We start from the raw sequence: 15,954 nt of genomic DNA on the forward strand, positions 1-15,954 counted from the left end.
CCGTCTCTCGGCCCGTCAATACACGCCAGAATCGAGCCCCGGGCCGGAAAAGTGATGCCAGGCGGCCGCCACTGCTTCGGGGGAAGTGTCGGTCGCGGCGCAAAATGCCATCAGATCGGGTTCGTGGCTCATCAGAAAATCGGTGAGCCCCGCCAGAAAGCCGGGATCGTTGACGGCCTGGCGCAGCATGTTGGCCTGCAATCCGCTCAGCGCCAGAAAACGCGCCAGCATGTCCGGTTCGTTTGCCAGCCAGCCAAGTATGGCGGCGGCCGTTTCTTGCGGATCTTTGCCGGCATTGCCTTTGTTTTTCGTATCGCGCAGCATTTCTTCCCCGAAGTTACCTATTTTGAAACCAAATCCCTCTAGCCTTGCGCAACAAATGGACGATGGAATCGGTTCTCTGACACCCTATATGTCTGGATGAAGGTTTCAAAGCGAAACGGGGACTGCTCACCATGCCCAAGCAGGTCATGATAGTCGAAGATAACGAGCTGAACATGAAGCTCTTTCGCGACCTGATCGAGGCGTCTGGTTATACGACGATCCAGACGCGCAACGGCATGGAAGCGCTCGATCTCGCCCGCAAGCACCGCCCGGACCTCATCCTCATGGATATCCAGCTGCCGGAAGTTTCTGGGCTGGAGGTGACGAAATGGCTGAAGGAAGATGACGAGCTGCATGTCATTCCGGTCATCGCGGTCACGGCTTTCGCCATGAAGGGCGACGAGGAACGCATTCGTCAGGGCGGATGCGAGGCCTATGTGTCGAAGCCGATTTCCGTTCCGAAGTTCATCGAAATCATCAAGACTTATCTGGGCGATGCGTGAGGCGACTGGGGAACGGTTATGACGGCGAGAGTTCTGGTTGTTGACGATATTCCGGCCAATGTGAAGCTTCTCGAAGCGCGTCTTGTGGCGGAATATTTCGATGTCGTCACTGCCGAGGATGGTTTCAAGGCGCTGGCCATCTGCGACGAGGAGCAGGTCGATATCATCCTGCTCGATATCATGATGCCGGGCATGGACGGGTTCGAGGTCTGCGAAAGGCTGAAGGCCAATCCGAATACGGCGCATATTCCGGTCGTGATGGTCACCGCACTCGATCAGCCGTCGGATCGCGTGCGCGGCCTCAAAGCCGGCGCCGACGATTTTCTGACCAAACCGGTCAACGACCTGCAGCTGATCGCCCGCGTCAAAAGCCTGGTCCGCCTCAAGGCCGTCAGCGATGAGCTGCGGCTGCGCGCCGAGACCGCACGGCAGATCGGCATCGAGGAGATGCTGCGCAGCGATGGCCTGATGCAGACGCCCGGCCGCGTATTGGTGGCGGACGGCCGCGCCAGCTCGCAGGAACGTATCGTCCGGGCGCTCAAGCCGATTGCAGAGGTCGATGCTGTCACGGAGCCGCAGGCGGCGCTGCTCAAGGCGGCGAGCAATCCCTTCGAACTCGTCATCGTCAATTCCAATTTCGAGGACTACGATCCGCTGCGGCTGTGCTCGCAGCTTCGCTCGCTGGAACGCACCCGTTTCCTGCCGCTGCTTCTGGTGGCGGAGCAGGGGGCGGATGAGATGGTGGCGCGCGCGCTCGATCTCGGCGTGAACGATTATATTCTCCGCCCGATCGATCCGAACGAACTCGTCGCCCGCTCGCTGACGCAGATCAGGCGCAAGCGTTATAACGAGCATCTGCGGCTCAATCTGCAGCACACGATGGAACTTGCCATTGTCGACGGGCTGACTGGCCTCAACAATCGCCGCTACCTCGACAACCACCTGAAGATACTGTTCGACCGCGCCGCCGTTCGCGGCCGTCCGATCTCCATCTGCATGACCGATATAGACCGCTTCAAGCTGGTCAACGATACCTATGGCCATGATGTCGGCGATGAGGTGCTGCGGGAGTTTGCGGCACGCATCCGCAGCACGGTGCGCGGTGCGGATCTTGCCTGCCGCTATGGCGGCGAGGAGTTCGTCGTCGTCATGCCCGATACGCCGATAGAGCTTGCGGCAAGTGTCGCCGAGCGCCTGAGGGCGATCGTGGAGGACAAGCCCTTTTATGTCCGTTCCATCGACCGGGAATTGAGCATTACCGCCTCTCTCGGCATAGCCACCAGCAGCGGCGCCTTCGGTGCGCCGGACGAAATCCTGAAACATGCGGACAAGGCGCTTTACGAGGCGAAACACGCCGGCCGCAACCGCGTCGTGGCGGCCGCTGCCTGACCCGGCGGTGGCAGATTAACTAAAAAATATTGCGCAACCTCTCCGTCATGTCCCGGCGAAATATTCAGCCGGAAATCGGGAATGGACACCGCCAGACTGCAAGCTATTGACCTTGGATGTATTTTATCGTTTTGCAATGAAAGGATGCAGCTTAACGATATAAATAGAGTTCAAGTTGAAAAACACGTTGAATTCAATCTCTCCGGCAACTATAGTGTGCCAGCTTTGTATACTTAACCATGTTTCCCAGGTGATATGTCTCTGGCTTAAGAATTTCTTGATTTTTATTTTACTTCTGCGCACACTCACAATCGAGAATAACAGTTCTTCCGGCGGTTTATCCGTCTTGCGATGATGAATGATTGCGGCTTAGCCGTCGCGATTTCGCTCGTCAGGGGCTGGTATTGCGTAGTTTGAATGCCCCATGATGCTCAGGTCCGCCGCATCTCCTGAATCGTGGGGTCGGTCGGCTGACGATGTCCGAATCGGTTCCTCGTGCCGTAATCACATCGTTGGCCGACCGCCTTATTTCCGAAAATTGCCTGCTTTTGGTACACGCGTTGCAGCGTAGCGGCTTGCGCAGTCGTCTTCCTTACGCGACGCGACGAGGTCGTCACGCGGCAGGGGCGGATGGCGGTAACCCCCAGCACACCCTCTGAATACATGAACGATTGCGGTGGTGAGTGGTACGTCAGACCATGTGGTCGGACTCATCGATAACCTGCGTCCACACGTTGCCAATGACCGCCCAATTTCCGTGGCGGCAGGAGGCAGGCCCCTTGTTTTCCCGCTGGGAAGCCTCTGGGCGCAAAGGGCTTGTGGCCGCTTCTTCCGCTGGGCACAAACAAAAAACGCGCCCATTGGGCGCGCTTTTTGCCGGAGACCCGATCAAGAAATTACTTGATCTTGGTTTCCTTGAATTCAACGTGCTTGCGTACAACCGGGTCATACTTCGTCTTCGTCATCTTGTCCGTGAACGTACGGCTGTTCTTGGTGGTGACGTAGAAGGTACCGGTGTCGGCTGTCGACAGCAGCTTGATCTTGATTGTTGTAGCTTTCGCCATGGTCGTCCTGCCTTTAAACAAAAGAGAAGCCGCAGGCGCTTCTCACCTCGGCTAAATCTGGCGCGAAACTACGTATCGCGCCCGAAAAGTCAAGCCTGTTTTGCCCGGAAAACAAAACGGAACCCATAAAGCACCACGTAAAGCCCGAAAAATACGGCAAGCGCCCAGGCGAAACCATCAGTGCCCGCAACATCCATGGAAATGCCGACGGCCTGTGGTCCTGCAATGGTACCCATGGCGTAACAGAAGATGAAGGCGGCATTGGCGGCCACGAGATCTGCGCCCTTGAGGCGCGAGCCGAGATGGGTGAGGCCAACGGTATACATGCCGGAGACGAGGCCGCCCCAGAACAGCAGCAGCGCCGCCACCAGAAGCCAGCTTTCCACCAGAACCGGAAGCGCCAGCGTGCCGCAAACGCCCGCAAAGGCCATGAGGGCGAGCATGGTGCGCCGATCCTTCATCCGGTCGGAAAGCAGGCCGATCGGTATCTGGAAGACCATGTTGCCGATTCCCATGACGGTCAGCAGCAGCGCCGCCTGCGATTCGTTGAAGCCCTCACGGGTGGCGTAGATGGGAAAGAGCGACAGGCCGCCTGCCTGCACCGAACCGAACACGAAAGCCGCGGCCGACGCCATCGGCACCAGCCAGACGTAGCGGACGAAGTGGTGATTGGGCCGCTCGTCCAGCTCCGGGCTCTCGCCGCGCGCCATGAAGATGGGGATAGCGGCCAGAAGGATGATCGCCGCGCCGACGAGGAAGGGCAGGATGCCTTCGCTGCCGACGACGGAAAACAGCAATGGCCCAACCGCGAAACCGACCGCAAGGCCGGTCGCGTAAATGCCGAGAACCATGCCGCGTTTTTTCGGCGGCGCGGTCATGTTGATCCAGTATTCGGAGAGAATGAACAGCGTCGTGGTCGCGCCATGGAAGACGATTCGCAGCGGAAACCACATCCAGAAGGCTTCGGCGAAATAAAAGCCGAGTGCGCTCAGCGCCGAAATCAGGACCGCGAGAAGCATGGTTCGCGCCACGCCGAAATCATGGGCGATCTTGCTGGTCACCGAGGCGGCCATCATCGCCGCGACACCCGCCATGGCCGAATTCACCCCGATCATGGTCGAGGAGATGCCGCGCTTCTCAAGGATGATCGACAGGAGCGGCAGGCCGAGACCGATGGCGACACCCACCGCACTGATGGCGGAAATGGCGGCGATCAGTGAGGGCCAGTGAATGGCGTCCGCTTCTTCGCATTTCATTTGTGACATGACGGCCTTTATACAAAGTCTCGAATGAACCGGCCGTGGCGCGTGATATAGAGCCGCGCGGGGCTTTCAAAGGGCAGTGAGGGATCACCTATCATGAGTTTTGTGACATCTTCGAGAACCGTACGTGTGATTTTGGGCATGTTCAGACTGGAAAGGTCTGTCATGTCAAGCCATTGCACGTTGGAGAGCTCGTCGGAATCACGGGTGAGCCTGACATCGAGCCCCAACTCATCGGCATAACAGCAGAAGAATCGCGTGTCGTAGCGCCGCACATTACCGGGTGGGGTGATGGCGCGAGCCACATATCGGAAACGGGAGAGATCAGGACCTTCGGCACCCATTCCGAGGTTCACGCCGGTTTCCTCGAAAAGCTCGCGCGCGGCGGCCAGCGCCAGAGCCCGTGCGCCAGCGGCACTCAGGCGGCGCGCCGCCGAAGCGGTGAGGCTGTTGAGGACGGCAGGGTGCAGATCACCGGAAAAGGGCAGCGCATGGTCGCGCGGATCGCGTTTGCCGCCGGGAAAGACATAGGCACCCGGCATGAAGACGTGGGCGCTGCTGCGCTGGCCCATCAGGACCCTGGGGCCTGAGCCGGAACGGTCGAAGAGGATGATGGAGGCAGCGTCTCGCGGCCGCATAGGAGCGCTCACCGTTTCGGGGTCCCGGGAAAGCTCAGGCACGTGCAAGGTCCTGCTCACGTCAGTGAGACGAGCCGTCTATCTGCACTTTTTGCTGTTTTCGATCAAAGCCGTGCATTCGCAGCGCCCACTGCAGGCCGATGACGCCGCCCTTGATCGGCTGCAGCGTCAAAAGTGCGGACAGAATGGTGATCGGCACCCAGATGGCGAAATGCGCCCACATGGGAATGTTGAGGACCATATCCGTCATCATGAAGCCGCCAACGGCGATATGGCCGATGATGACGATGGAGATATAGGGCGGCAGGTCGTCTGAACGGTGATGATGCATTTCTTCGCCGCAGGCCGCGCAGGCGTCCACCGGCTTCAGCCAGGCCCGGAACAGGCGGCCGCTGCCGCAGGCCGGGCAACGATTGGCCATTCCCCGCATGATCGAGCGGCCAAGCGGCCGTTCCGCGCTATCGTCTCCGAAGGTGACCGTTTCCGAGCCCTGATGTGCACTCATCCTTAAGTCCTTCTCCCGTTCGTTCAACCGCCTGCAGCGGTCTTGTTATCGTCGCCTTCTCGGCGGACGTGTTCCAGGCTTGGCGGCAAGACGAGATGTCCGCCGGCCTGCCTTGTGGAACGACCGCGAGCCGACCGGCATCTTGCGCCCCGGGCTCAGCATATCGAAACGCAGCGCACCTGCCAAAGGCACCGCTTCCGCAAGCCGCACCTGAACCGTATCGCCAAGCTGGTAGCCGAGGCCGGTCTTTTCCCCTGTCAGGGCCTGATGGGCCTCATCATAGAGGAAATAATCGGTTCCGAGTGTAGATATAGGAACAAAACCATCAGCGCCAAATTGCGGCAGCGCGACAAAAAGTCCCGCCTTGGTGACACCGCCGACGCGGCCCTCGAATTCTTCGCCCACCCGTTCAGACAGATGATGCGCGATGAGGCGGTTGATGGTGTCGCGCTCGGCGGCCATGGCGCGCCGCTCGAAGGTGGAGATTTCGGCGGCGATATCGTCCAGCGTCGCTTCTTCCTGCGGAGTGATGCCGCCTTCACCCAGTCCCAGAGAGCCCACCAGCGCGCGATGCACGATCAGGTCGGCATAACGGCGGATCGGCGAGGTGAAATGCGCGTATTTCATCAGGTTGAGGCCGAAGTGACCGATATTCTCAGGACTGTAGATCGCCTGGCTCTGGCTGCGCAGCACCATCTCGTTGACCATGATCTGGTGCGGCGTGTCGAGTGCGCGAGCCAGAATGCCATTGAAGGAATTGGCGCGCATGGCCGCTCCCTTGGCCATGGTAATGCCGATGGTACCAAGGAATTCGCGCAAAACCTCCTGCTTGGAAAGCGTGGGCGCATCGTGGATGCGATAGACCAGCGGCTGCTTTTTCTTTTCCAGCGTCTCGGCGGCGGCGACGTTCGCCTGGATCATCATTTCTTCGATCAGCTTATGCGCATCGAGGCGTTCGGGAATGACGACCTTGTCCACCGTACCATCAGGCCGAAGCAGGATCTTGCGCTCCGGCATGTCGAGTTCCAGCGGCTGGCGGCGGTCACGGCCGCGCTTCATCACCTCATAGGCATGCCACAGCGGCTTCAGGATAGGTTCCAGCAGCGTACCGGTCTTGTCGTCCGGCCTGCCGTCAATGGCTGCCTGTGCCTGTTGGTAGGAAAGCTTCGCCGCGCTCTTCATCATGATGCGGTGGAAGGTGTGGCCCGCCTTGCGGCCTTCCTTCGAAAAGGTCATCCGCACCGCAAGGGCAGGGCGGTCAACGCCTTCCTTCAGCGAGCAGAGATCGTTGGAGATGCGCTCCGGCAACATCGGCACGACGCGGTCGGGGAAATAGACGGAGTTGCCACGCTTCAGCGCCTCGCGGTCCAGCGGCGAACCGGGCCGCACATACCAGGAGACATCGGCAATGGCGACGGTGACGATGACGCCGTCAGGATTGTCGGGAGACGTGTCGGGCTCGGCATAGACCGCATCGTCATGGTCCTTGGCGTCGGCCGGATCGATGGTTATGAGCGGCAGGTCGCGCCAGTCCTCGCGGTGCGACATGCTGGCCGCCTTGGCTGCATCCGCCTCGGCAAGAACGTTCGAGGGGAAGATATGCGGAATGCCGTGGGAATGGATCGCGATCATCGAGATCGCCTTTTCTGAGGCGACAGAGCCGATGACCGACAGAACCTTGGCGCGCGTCAGGCCATAACGACCGCTGTTGCGCGAGGTTTCCACCTCGATCAGATCGCCATCCTTTGCATCGCCGACGCCATCGGGGTCGATGACCATTTCCTCGCCGCGCCGGTCGATCGGCATAAGCCGTCCGCCGCCGCCTGCCGTCTCCTTGAATACACCGAGCAGCGCGTTCTGGCGGCGGTCGATCAGCTTCACGACACGGGCCGTATAGGCCGGGCCGGCGCTTTCCTTGGAGGGGAAGATCTTCGCCAGAATACGATCGCCAAGACCCGCTGCCGGGGCCTTCTTGCCGCGGTCCTGCGATGACTGGCGGATGAGAACGGCGGGTGCCGCGCCCTGATCCTCCGGCCATTCCGCCGGCCGGCCGATCAGTTCGCCGTCCTTGTCACGGGTGGTGATGTCGAGAACCGTCACCGGAGGCAGACCGCCCGGGCGCGTCAGAGACTTGCGGCTCTTCTGGACCATGCCGTCGGTTTCAAGCTCCTTCAGCAGCGCCTTCAGGACCACGCGGTTTTCACCCTTCAGGCCGAAAGCCTTGGCGATTTCGCGTTTGGAGGCCTGCTGCGGGTGGTCGGCGATGAATTTCAGCAGCACTTCGCGGGAAGGCACCTCGCCATGGATGATGCCTTCACCTTCATTCACACGCTTGCCGCGCCCGGTGCGTCCGAAACCGTCGCTGGCGGAACCCTGTCTCTGACGCGGCGCCTTGCTCACTCTGCTGCCTTCTTGGGTTTGGCCGCTGCCTTCGGCTTGGCGGCCGTCTTGCTCTTTGTTGCGGCCTTGGCCTTGGTCGCCTTCGGCTTCGCCTCGGCGTCACCATCGGCCTTCTTGGCCTTTGCGGGCTTGCCGCCGGTGCCGGTCTTGGCAATACGCTCGGCAATCAACACCAACGCCTCGTCCAGCGTCACCGAAGCCGGGTCCTGTCCCTTTGGAATGGTCGCGTTGACCTTGCCCCAGTTCACATAAGCGCCGTAACGCCCGTCACGAACAGTGATCGCGCCGCCATCGGGGTGGTCGCCCAGTTCCTTCAGAGCAGCCGGCGTGCCGCTGCGGCCGCGTCCCGGTCCCTTGCTCTGTTTCTCGGCAATGACGGTTACTGCCCGGTTGAGGCCGATCGCGAACACGTCCTCGATGCTTTCGAGGTTCGCGTAGGAACCATCATGCAGCAGGAACGGCCCGTAGCGGCCGAGACCGGCCGAGATCATCTTGCCGGTTTCCGGGTGCTTGCCGATATCGCGCGGCAGGTTGATGAGCGCCAGAGCCTTTTCGTGGTCGATATCTTCAGGCTTCCAGCCCTTGGGCAGCGAGGAGCGCTTGGCCTCCTTGCCGTCGCCACGCTGGATATAGGGCCCGAAACGGCCAGAGCGGAGCGTGAGCTCTTCTCCAGTCATCGGATCGGCGCCCAGCGCCTTCGGCTCGTTCGATGCGGCAGCTTCGGCTTCCGAACCGTCCGAGGTCAGCTGGCGTGTATAGTTGCATTCCGGATAGTTGGAGCAACCGACAAAAGCACCATATTTGCCGAGCTTCAGCGAAAGATTGCCGGTGCCGCAAACCTGACAGATGCGCGGATCGGAACCGTCCTCGCGCTTGGGGAAGACCAGCGGCGCCAGAACCTCGTTCAGCGCATCGAGAACGTTGGTGACGCGCAGTTCCTTGGTATCTTCGATCTGGGCGAAGAAATCCTTCCAGAAATCACGCAGAACCTGCTTCCAGTCCAGTTCGCCGGCGGAGATGCGGTCGAGCTTTTCTTCAAGGGCTGCGGTGAAATCGTATTCGACGTACTTGGTGAAGAAGCTTTCGAGGAAAGCCGTCACCAGCCGGCCGCGCGAATGCGGTATCAGCTTGCGTTTGTCGACGACGATATATTCGCGGTCGCTCAGCGTTTTCAGCGTCGCCGCATAGGTGGAAGGACGGCCGATGCCGAGCTCTTCCATCTTCTTGATCAGCGAGGCTTCCGAATAACGCGGCGGCGGTTCGGTGAAATGCTGGCTGGCATTGATCTTCTGCTTGGCGAGGTTTTCGCGCTCGTTGATCGGCGGCAGACGGCCTTCGTCATCACCGTCGTCGCTCTGCTCGCCATCTTCCTTCTGGTCGGTATAGGCGGCGATGAAACCGTCGAAACGGATCACCGAGCCGACGGCACGAAGACCGGCCTTTTCGCCGTTCTTGTCGGCAAGGATTTCCACCGTGGTGCGTTCGATTTCGGCAGAGGCCATCTGGCTCGCAATGCCGCGCTTCCAGATCAGGTCGTAAAGGCGCAGCTGATCGGGATCGAGGTAACGCTTCACCTGATCCGGCGTGCGGTTGAAATCGGTCGGGCGGATCGCTTCGTGCGCTTCCTGGGCGTTCTTGGCCTTGGTGGAATAGAAACGCGCCTTTTCCGGGACGTAACGGTCGCCGAACTGCTCGCCGATGGCAAGGCGGGCGGCATCGATCGCTTCCGGCGCCATCTGCACGCCGTCGGTACGCATATAGGTGATCAGACCGACGGTCTCGCCGCCGATATCGATGCCTTCGTAAAGCTTCTGCGCCACCTGCATGGTGCGCGAGGCGGAAAAGCCCATGCGCGAGGAGGCCGCCTGCTGCAGCGTCGATGTGGTGAAGGGCGGGCCGGGATTACGCTTGACGGGCTTCGCCTCGACGCTGTCGACCACGTAGGTCGCGCCTTCCAGCAGCGCCTTCAGCCGGTTCGCATCTTCACCGGTCTTGATCGCACGGTTCTGCAACCGCTTGCCGTCAGCGGAAACCAGCTTGGCCTCGAACTCGTCACCGCGCGGGGTCTTCAAAAGCGCGCTGATATTCCAGTACTCTTCGGAAACGAAACGCTCGATCTCGGATTCGCGGTCACAGACCAGACGCAGCGCAACGGACTGCACACGACCGGCGGAACGCGCGCCGGGCAGCTTGCGCCACAAAACCGGCGACAGGTTGAAACCGACGAGATAGTCGAGCGCACGGCGGGCGAGATAGGCGTCGACCAGCGGCACGTCGATGTCGCGCGGGTTCGCCATGGCGTCCAGCACCGCCTTCTTGGTGATGGCGTTGAAGACCACGCGCTTCACCGGCTTGTCGCCGAGAACGCGCTTCTTCTTCAAAAGATCGAGAACGTGCCAGGAAATGGCTTCGCCTTCGCGATCCGGGTCGGTTGCGAGAAAGAGGCCGTCGGAGGATTTTACCGCATCGGCAATATCCTTCATGCGCTTGGCGGAGGCGCTGTCGACTTCCCAGGACATTTCGAAATCCTGGTCGGGCAGCACCGATCCGTCCTTGGCAGGAAGATCCCTCACATGGCCAAAGGATGCAAGAACCTTATAGCCCGGGCCAAGATACTTGTTGATCGTCTTGGCTTTGGCAGGAGATTCTACGACGACGACATTCATATTGTTTTTCTCTGGAACTGGTCCGTTAACATGGCCGGATCGCCGCGCAATGCCGCAATTGGCCTTCTTTATATTTCGACATGGACAGGTAATGCGCGCGGGTCAAGAGGCAAGGCCGATTTTATCACTCCAAGGTGATTGCAACCTATGGATCATCTATTGTTGTATTGCAATCTTTGGTAAAATGGTTATGATGGGCAACATCATTTGAATCTACTTAATGCTCTTCGTTTCAGGCGTAATTCCTAGGATAAATATATGGTCCCGAACGCAACAAACAATAATGCCGACAATGAAGGGACCAGAGAGAACTTGGCTTACATTCGCCAGATGCTGGCGGAGCTGCGCCAGGTCGCCAGCCGCGAGGGCGCCGACATGCTGTGTTATCTGATCGAGATGGCTTATGTCGAAGTCGGTGATATCCAGAGCGGACGACGCAAGCTGTCAATCCGCGATGAAGAGCGACACGCGCCCCCCGGCATGCCGGTTTAGACGTCCTGCAATATCAAGCTCCAGCAGCACCAGGTGAACGGTGGCAGCGGAGAAACCTGTGTGACGGATGATATCGTCCGTTTCCACGGGCGAGGGACCGAGAGCGGCGGCGATGATGCTGCGCTCGTCGTCTCCTGGTGGTGACATCTCCGTGTCGGATCTCGGTTCCTCGATCTTGCGGTCATAGGGCAGTTGCGGCTCCATCAGCGGTCGCAGCGCCTCGAGAATATCGTTGGCACCCGTGGTCAGCATCGCCCCTTCCTTGATCAGCCGGTTGGTGCCCTCGCAGCGTGCATCAAGTGGGGAGCCGGGCACGGCAAAAACCAGCCGTCCCGCTTCACCGGCGAGACGCGCCGTGATCAGCGAACCCGAGCGCTCCGCCGCCTCCACGATGACGACGCCGAGCGAGACGCCTGATATCAGCCGGTTGCGACGGGGAAAATCCCGTGCGCGCGGTTCCCAGCCGAAGGGCATTTCACTGATCGTCGCGCCGCCCTGATCGTATATCTCCTGCAACAGCCCGAAATTTTCCTGCGGGTAAGGACGGTCGAGACCGCCTGCCAGCATGGCAACCGTGCCGGTTGCAAGGCTTGCCCGGTGCGCCGCCGCATCGATGCCGCGCGCCAGACCGGAGGCGATCGCATAACCGGCCCGCCCGCAATCGCGCGCCAGCATGGCGGCGAATTTAGCACCGTTGATGGAGGCGTTGCGCGAGCCGACGATGCCGACGCAGGGCCTTGTCGCCGCATCCGCCGATCCCTTCATGGCGATCAGCGGTGGTGCGCCATCCAGATGTCGCAGGGCAGGCGGGTAATCCGGTTCGCCGATGCCGATGAAACGCGCGCCGAATTTGTCAGCGGTTTCGATCTCGCCTTCCGCCTCCGCCTGTGTCGCGATGCGCGGGCTGCGGGAGGAGCCGCCCCGCCGTGAAAGCTCGGGCAGGGCGTCGAGCGCCTTTTCGGCGCTGCCGAAATGATTGATGAGTTCGCGGAAGGTAACGGGACCGATATTGTCGCTGCGGATCAGCCTCAGCCAGGCGACACGCTGCCGCGCGGAAAGCTCTATGCCCTGCCGTGTCGTTTCCTCATGCGGCATGGCATATCCTCAAATGGGTCTCAGCCCTTTTGCCCGATCCTGCTTTCAGTGCCTGCCAGCAGGCGCGTAATATTCTCGCGGTGTTTCCACCAGGAAATAACGCTGAGCAGCGTCACCAGCAGCGCCGTCTTTTCAGGTCCGAGCACCCAGAGGGCCACAGGAATAACCAGCATGGCAAGCAGCGCCGACAGCGAGGAATAACGGGTGATGAAGGCGGTCGCGAGCCAGATCAGGGCAAAGGCCAGCATCATCAGCGGGGCTACGCCCAGGAGCACGCCGATATAGGTGGCCACACCCTTACCGCCCTTGAAGCCGAGCCAAACCGGAAACAGGTGGCCGAGAAAGGCGAAGAAACCGGCGACCAGCGAAGCCTCATAACCCCAGAGCGCATTGGCGACCAGCACGGCCGCCGTGCCCTTCAGCGCGTCAAGCAGCAGGGTAGCCGCCGCAAGTTTCTTGTTGCCGGTGCGCAGCACATTGGTCGCGCCGATATTGCCGGAGCCAATCTTGCGCACGTCGCCCAGCCCCGCCATGCGGGTGAGAATGAGGCCAAAGGGGATGGAACCGAACAGATAGCCAATCAGCGCTGCCAGCGCGAGAAGGGCAGGCGCCGTCTGCCAGTCAGTCAAAGCACTCATTCAAACGTCCCCTCTGTCGCGCCGGCCGCGTGATCTCTGTTGGTGATCTTATGCCAAGGAATGAACGGCTTTGCCAGCCACATAAGTGGCGACCGCGCGGCCGCTGAAACGGGCATCCTCGAACGGCGTGTTCTTGGATTTCGAGACCAGCTGTTCCTTGGCCACAAGCCACGGTTCGTCGAGGTCGATCAGCGTGATATCGGCCTTCGCGCCAGCCTTCAGCGTTCCCGCATCCAGTCCGAAAATTTTGGCCGGGCGGGTGGAGAGCGCATCGATCAACCGTATCAGCGGAACCTCGCCGCTGTGATGCAGGCGCAGCGCCGCCGCTAGCAGGGTTTCAAGCCCGATCGCGCCGCTCGCCGCATCCGAAAACGGCAGGCGTTTGGTATCGACATCCTGCGGGTCGTGCGAGGAGACGATGATATCGATCGTGCCGTCCTTCAGCGCTTCCACCATGGCTTTGCGGTCGTCTTCGGCGCGCAGCGGTGGCGAGAGTTTGAAGAAGGTCCGGTACTCGCCGATATCGTTCTCATTGAGGGTGAGGTGATTGATCGAGATGCCGCAGGTAGCCTTTACGCCCCGCTGCCGCGCAACGCGGATCGCTTCTGCCGATTCCGGAACGGAAATCTTGGCGGCGTGGTAGATCGCCTGCGTCAGCCCGGCAATGCGCAGGTCGCGCTCCAGCGGAATGATCTCGGCTTCCTTCGGAATGCCCGACAGACCGAGCCAGCTTGCGAAAAGCCCTTCATTCATATCGCCGCCGCCGATATATTTGTCGCGGGTTTCAAGCGCGATGACGGCGCCCAGTTCGCGCGCATAGGTCATGGCGCGGCGCAGCACCAGCGTGTCGGAAAGCGCCCTGCGGCCGTTGGTGAAGGCAACTGCACCGGCTTCCTTCAACATGCCGATCTCGGTCATTTCTTCGCCGTTCAGACCCTTGGTCAGGGCTGCTGCGGGATGGACGTTGACGAGCGCCTTGTCGCGCGCCGTCTTTTTCACATATTCGACCAGCGCGATATCGTCGATGACTGGATCGGTGTCGGGCATCATGATGATGCTGGTGACGCCGCCGGCCGCTGCCGCGCGCGAGGCGGATTCGATGGTTTCGCGGTGTTCGGCACCCGGTTCTCCGACGAAGACGCGGGCGTCCACCAGGCCGGGAACGGCCAGCAGCCCCTTGCAGTCGCGCACCGTCGCACCCTCAGGTGCGCCCTGATTATGCGCATCCTTGCCGGCTGCGAGAATAGCGCCATCGGAACCGATGACGATGCTGCCGGTCTCGTCGAGATTACGGGAAGGATCGACGATGCGGAGATTGTTGAGAACGGTAACGGCACTCATACGCGCTCACCCTGATTTTGCGAGACAAGCAGGGTTTCCATGACGGCCATGCGCACGGCAACCCCCATTTCCACCTGGCTTTCGATGACGCTCTGCGGACCGTCGGCCACTTCTGAGGCGATTTCCACGCCGCGGTTCATCGGGCCGGGATGCATGACCAGCGCATCCTCTTTCGCCGCTTTCAGCTTCTCGGCATCGAGACCGTAGTAATGGAAATACTCGCGCACCGAAGGCACGAAGGAACCGGACATGCGTTCACGCTGCAGCCGCAGCATCATCACCACGTCGGCATTCTTCAGCCCTTCCTTCATGTCGTGGAAGACTTCCACGCTCATGTCGCGAATGCCTGATGGTAGAAGCGTGGCAGGGGCGACGACGCGCACGCGCGCGCCCATCTGGTTGAGCAGGATGATGTTGGAGCGAGCCACGCGCGAATGCAGCACGTCGCCGCAGATCGCCACCGTGATACCCGAAAGCTGGCCCTTGGCGCGACGGATGGTCAGCGCATCGAGCAGGGCCTGTGTCGGGTGCTCGTGCTGGCCGTCGCCGGCATTGACCACGGAGCAGGCGACCTTCTGTGCGAGAAGAGCGGCGGCGCCGGCGGAGGAGTGGCGCACGACCAGCACATCCGGGCGCATGGCGTTCAGCGTCATCGCCGTGTCGATCAGCGTCTCGCCCTTCTTCACCGAGGAATTGCCAACCGACATGTTCATCACGTCTGCGCCGAGGCGCTTTCCGGCAAGCTCGAAGGAGGATTGCGTGCGCGTCGAGGCTTCGAAGAACAGATTGATCTGGGTGAGGCCCCGGAGCGTCGAGGTCTTTTTCTCGCGCTGGCGGCTGATTTTCACCGCCTCATCGGCCTTGTCGAGAAGCAGGGTGATATCCTGATGGGAAAGCCCCTTGATGCCGAGGAGATGGCGATGGGGGAAGAAGACCATGCGGTTTGCCTCCTGACGGGCGCCGCATTTTCCCGTGAAAATGCCCGGAACGCCCGAATGCTGATCCGTGCGCTCCCATTCGCTGTGAACACGCCTCAGGAGTGCCGCGGAATTCGGTCCTGCGCTCTATAGAGATTGCACGGTCGCGGGGCAAGCGCCCGCAACCCCTGAAATGAAAACATGGCGATGTTTCCCCAACCCTAGTGGACAAGTGGCCTGACGATGGTCCGAGCATGCATCAGATGACGCCATGCTCCTTCAAAAGCGCCTGCTCGTCGCCTGACGCCCAGCCGAAAACTCTCGGCGCTCCTTCCAGCCTCTGGACAAAATAGTGAACATCGAAGTTGATTGCGACATCCGATTGTTGCTTGCGGGTAAAGTTCGCTGTCCAGGCAACGTGGGCGACGCAATGATGTTCATCGATCGGCGAGATACGGATATTGCGGATCCGAATCTCCTTCGTTCCGATCGCTCGATAGCGGTCATAACCCTTCTTCATGACCTGCTTTAAGTGGTCGTCGTTCTTTCCGGTCATCACTCCGGCAGGGGATGCGGCGATGAAGTCGGAGGCATAGAGGGAGGCGACCTCCTCCATATCCATGTCGCCTTTGAGAGACTTGTTGAAAAATCGCTCATACCGCTCGAAGAGCTTTCTCACGCTGGTCTCCATGGTTTCCTCCCCCTGTGCAGCCGTTCAGC

15 protein-coding genes are annotated in these 15,954 nt (G+C 60.5%); 3 read left to right on the forward strand and 12 right to left on the reverse strand.

Annotated features, from left to right (window positions below):
• Positions 1–15: 15 nt before the first annotated feature.
• The gene (locus V6S97_RS02060) at positions 16–324 is read right to left on the reverse strand and encodes a DUF3572 domain-containing protein (protein WP_003502421.1); all 309 of its coding nucleotides are present in this window, start codon (positions 322–324) and stop codon (positions 16–18) included.
• A 131-nt stretch (positions 325–455) separates the two neighbouring features.
• On the opposite strand from V6S97_RS02060, the gene V6S97_RS02065 reads away from it, so the two are divergent.
• A complete protein-coding gene (locus V6S97_RS02065; protein ID WP_003496409.1) occupies positions 456–827 on the forward strand; it encodes a response regulator in 372 nt (123 codons plus the stop codon).
• An 18-nt stretch (positions 828–845) separates the two neighbouring features.
• Entirely contained in the window at positions 846–2,216 is a 1,371-nt protein-coding gene (locus tag V6S97_RS02070; RefSeq protein WP_020810760.1) for a PleD family two-component system response regulator, read from the forward strand.
• An 896-nt stretch (positions 2,217–3,112) separates the two neighbouring features.
• Here V6S97_RS02070 and rpmG read toward each other — a convergent pair.
• From rpmG to topA, 6 genes are all read right to left on the reverse strand, one after another.
• Positions 3,113–3,280: a 50S ribosomal protein L33 gene (gene rpmG, locus V6S97_RS02075; protein WP_003496403.1), complete on the reverse strand. Its 168-nt coding sequence runs from the start codon at positions 3,278–3,280 to the stop codon at positions 3,113–3,115.
• 89 nt (positions 3,281–3,369) lie between these two features.
• Positions 3,370–4,536, reverse strand: coding sequence for an MFS transporter (locus V6S97_RS02080; protein WP_003502425.1), 1,167 nt, complete (start codon positions 4,534–4,536; stop codon positions 3,370–3,372).
• A gap of 17 nt (positions 4,537–4,553) precedes the next feature.
• A complete protein-coding gene (locus V6S97_RS02085; protein ID WP_153315051.1) occupies positions 4,554–5,180 on the reverse strand; it encodes an NUDIX hydrolase in 627 nt (208 codons plus the stop codon).
• Positions 5,181–5,241: 61 nt separating this feature from the next.
• Positions 5,242–5,685 carry a DUF983 domain-containing protein gene (locus V6S97_RS02090; protein ID WP_003502429.1) on the reverse strand — a complete coding sequence of 148 codons (444 nt, stop codon included), beginning with the start codon at positions 5,683–5,685 and terminating at the stop codon, positions 5,242–5,244.
• A gap of 45 nt (positions 5,686–5,730) precedes the next feature.
• Positions 5,731–8,085: a ribonuclease R gene (gene rnr / locus V6S97_RS02095; protein ID WP_111780855.1), complete on the reverse strand. Its 2,355-nt coding sequence runs from the start codon at positions 8,083–8,085 to the stop codon at positions 5,731–5,733.
• Positions 8,082–10,751: a type I DNA topoisomerase gene (topA, locus tag V6S97_RS02100; protein ID WP_209787998.1), complete on the reverse strand. Its 2,670-nt coding sequence runs from the start codon at positions 10,749–10,751 to the stop codon at positions 8,082–8,084. Before topA ends, rnr begins: the two co-directional genes overlap by 4 nt.
• Before the next feature lie 258 nt (positions 10,752–11,009).
• Between topA and V6S97_RS02105 the strand changes: the two genes are divergently transcribed.
• On the forward strand, positions 11,010–11,243 hold the full coding sequence (locus V6S97_RS02105) for a hypothetical protein (RefSeq protein ID WP_020012349.1): 234 nt from the start codon (positions 11,010–11,012) through the stop codon (positions 11,241–11,243).
• Here the strand turns inward: V6S97_RS02105 and dprA are convergent.
• The 5 genes from dprA to V6S97_RS02130 form a co-directional block, all read right to left on the reverse strand.
• Positions 11,196–12,338: a DNA-processing protein DprA gene (gene dprA, locus V6S97_RS02110; RefSeq protein WP_065694940.1), complete on the reverse strand. Its 1,143-nt coding sequence runs from the start codon at positions 12,336–12,338 to the stop codon at positions 11,196–11,198. The genes V6S97_RS02105 and dprA overlap by 48 nt on opposite strands.
• Before the next feature lie 20 nt (positions 12,339–12,358).
• Positions 12,359–12,976: a glycerol-3-phosphate 1-O-acyltransferase PlsY gene (gene plsY, locus V6S97_RS02115; RefSeq protein ID WP_162686132.1), complete on the reverse strand. Its 618-nt coding sequence runs from the start codon at positions 12,974–12,976 to the stop codon at positions 12,359–12,361.
• A gap of 48 nt (positions 12,977–13,024) precedes the next feature.
• Positions 13,025–14,317: a dihydroorotase gene (locus V6S97_RS02120; RefSeq protein ID WP_003502440.1), complete on the reverse strand. Its 1,293-nt coding sequence runs from the start codon at positions 14,315–14,317 to the stop codon at positions 13,025–13,027.
• Positions 14,314–15,255 (reverse strand): aspartate carbamoyltransferase catalytic subunit, encoded by a 942-nt coding sequence (locus tag V6S97_RS02125; protein WP_080866099.1) that lies wholly within the window; start codon positions 15,253–15,255, stop codon positions 14,314–14,316. Before V6S97_RS02125 ends, V6S97_RS02120 begins: the two co-directional genes overlap by 4 nt.
• 238 nt (positions 15,256–15,493) lie before the next feature.
• On the reverse strand, positions 15,494–15,925 hold the full coding sequence (locus V6S97_RS02130; RefSeq protein ID WP_003502444.1) for a DUF6841 family protein: 432 nt from the start codon (positions 15,923–15,925) through the stop codon (positions 15,494–15,496).
• Positions 15,926–15,954 lie beyond the last annotated feature (29 nt).

Source organism: Agrobacterium sp. CCNWLW155, assembly GCF_036888815.1.
Taxonomy (GTDB): domain Bacteria; phylum Pseudomonadota; class Alphaproteobacteria; order Rhizobiales; family Rhizobiaceae; genus Agrobacterium; species Agrobacterium radiobacter.

Coding starts and splice junctions, on each gene's coding strand:
- V6S97_RS02060 (WP_003502421.1), bottom strand. CDS start 324: ATGCTGCGCGATACGAAAAACAAAGGCAATGCCGGCAAAGATCCGCAA.
- V6S97_RS02065 (WP_003496409.1), top strand. CDS start 456: ATGCCCAAGCAGGTCATGATAGTCGAAGATAACGAGCTGAACATGAAG.
- V6S97_RS02070 (WP_020810760.1), top strand. CDS start 846: ATGACGGCGAGAGTTCTGGTTGTTGACGATATTCCGGCCAATGTGAAG.
- rpmG (WP_003496403.1), bottom strand. CDS start 3,280: ATGGCGAAAGCTACAACAATCAAGATCAAGCTGCTGTCGACAGCCGAC.
- V6S97_RS02080 (WP_003502425.1), bottom strand. CDS start 4,536: ATGAAATGCGAAGAAGCGGACGCCATTCACTGGCCCTCACTGATCGCC.
- V6S97_RS02085 (WP_153315051.1), bottom strand. CDS start 5,180: ATGCGGCCGCGAGACGCTGCCTCCATCATCCTCTTCGACCGTTCCGGC.
- V6S97_RS02090 (WP_003502429.1), bottom strand. CDS start 5,685: ATGAGTGCACATCAGGGCTCGGAAACGGTCACCTTCGGAGACGATAGC.
- topA (WP_209787998.1), bottom strand. CDS start 10,751: ATGAATGTCGTCGTCGTAGAATCTCCTGCCAAAGCCAAGACGATCAAC.
- V6S97_RS02105 (WP_020012349.1), top strand. CDS start 11,010: ATGGTCCCGAACGCAACAAACAATAATGCCGACAATGAAGGGACCAGA.
- dprA (WP_065694940.1), bottom strand. CDS start 12,338: ATGCCGCATGAGGAAACGACACGGCAGGGCATAGAGCTTTCCGCGCGG.
- plsY (WP_162686132.1), bottom strand. CDS start 12,976: ATGAGTGCTTTGACTGACTGGCAGACGGCGCCTGCCCTTCTCGCGCTG.
- V6S97_RS02120 (WP_003502440.1), bottom strand. CDS start 14,317: ATGAGTGCCGTTACCGTTCTCAACAATCTCCGCATCGTCGATCCTTCC.
- V6S97_RS02125 (WP_080866099.1), bottom strand. CDS start 15,255: ATGGTCTTCTTCCCCCATCGCCATCTCCTCGGCATCAAGGGGCTTTCC.
- V6S97_RS02130 (WP_003502444.1), bottom strand. CDS start 15,925: ATGGAGACCAGCGTGAGAAAGCTCTTCGAGCGGTATGAGCGATTTTTC.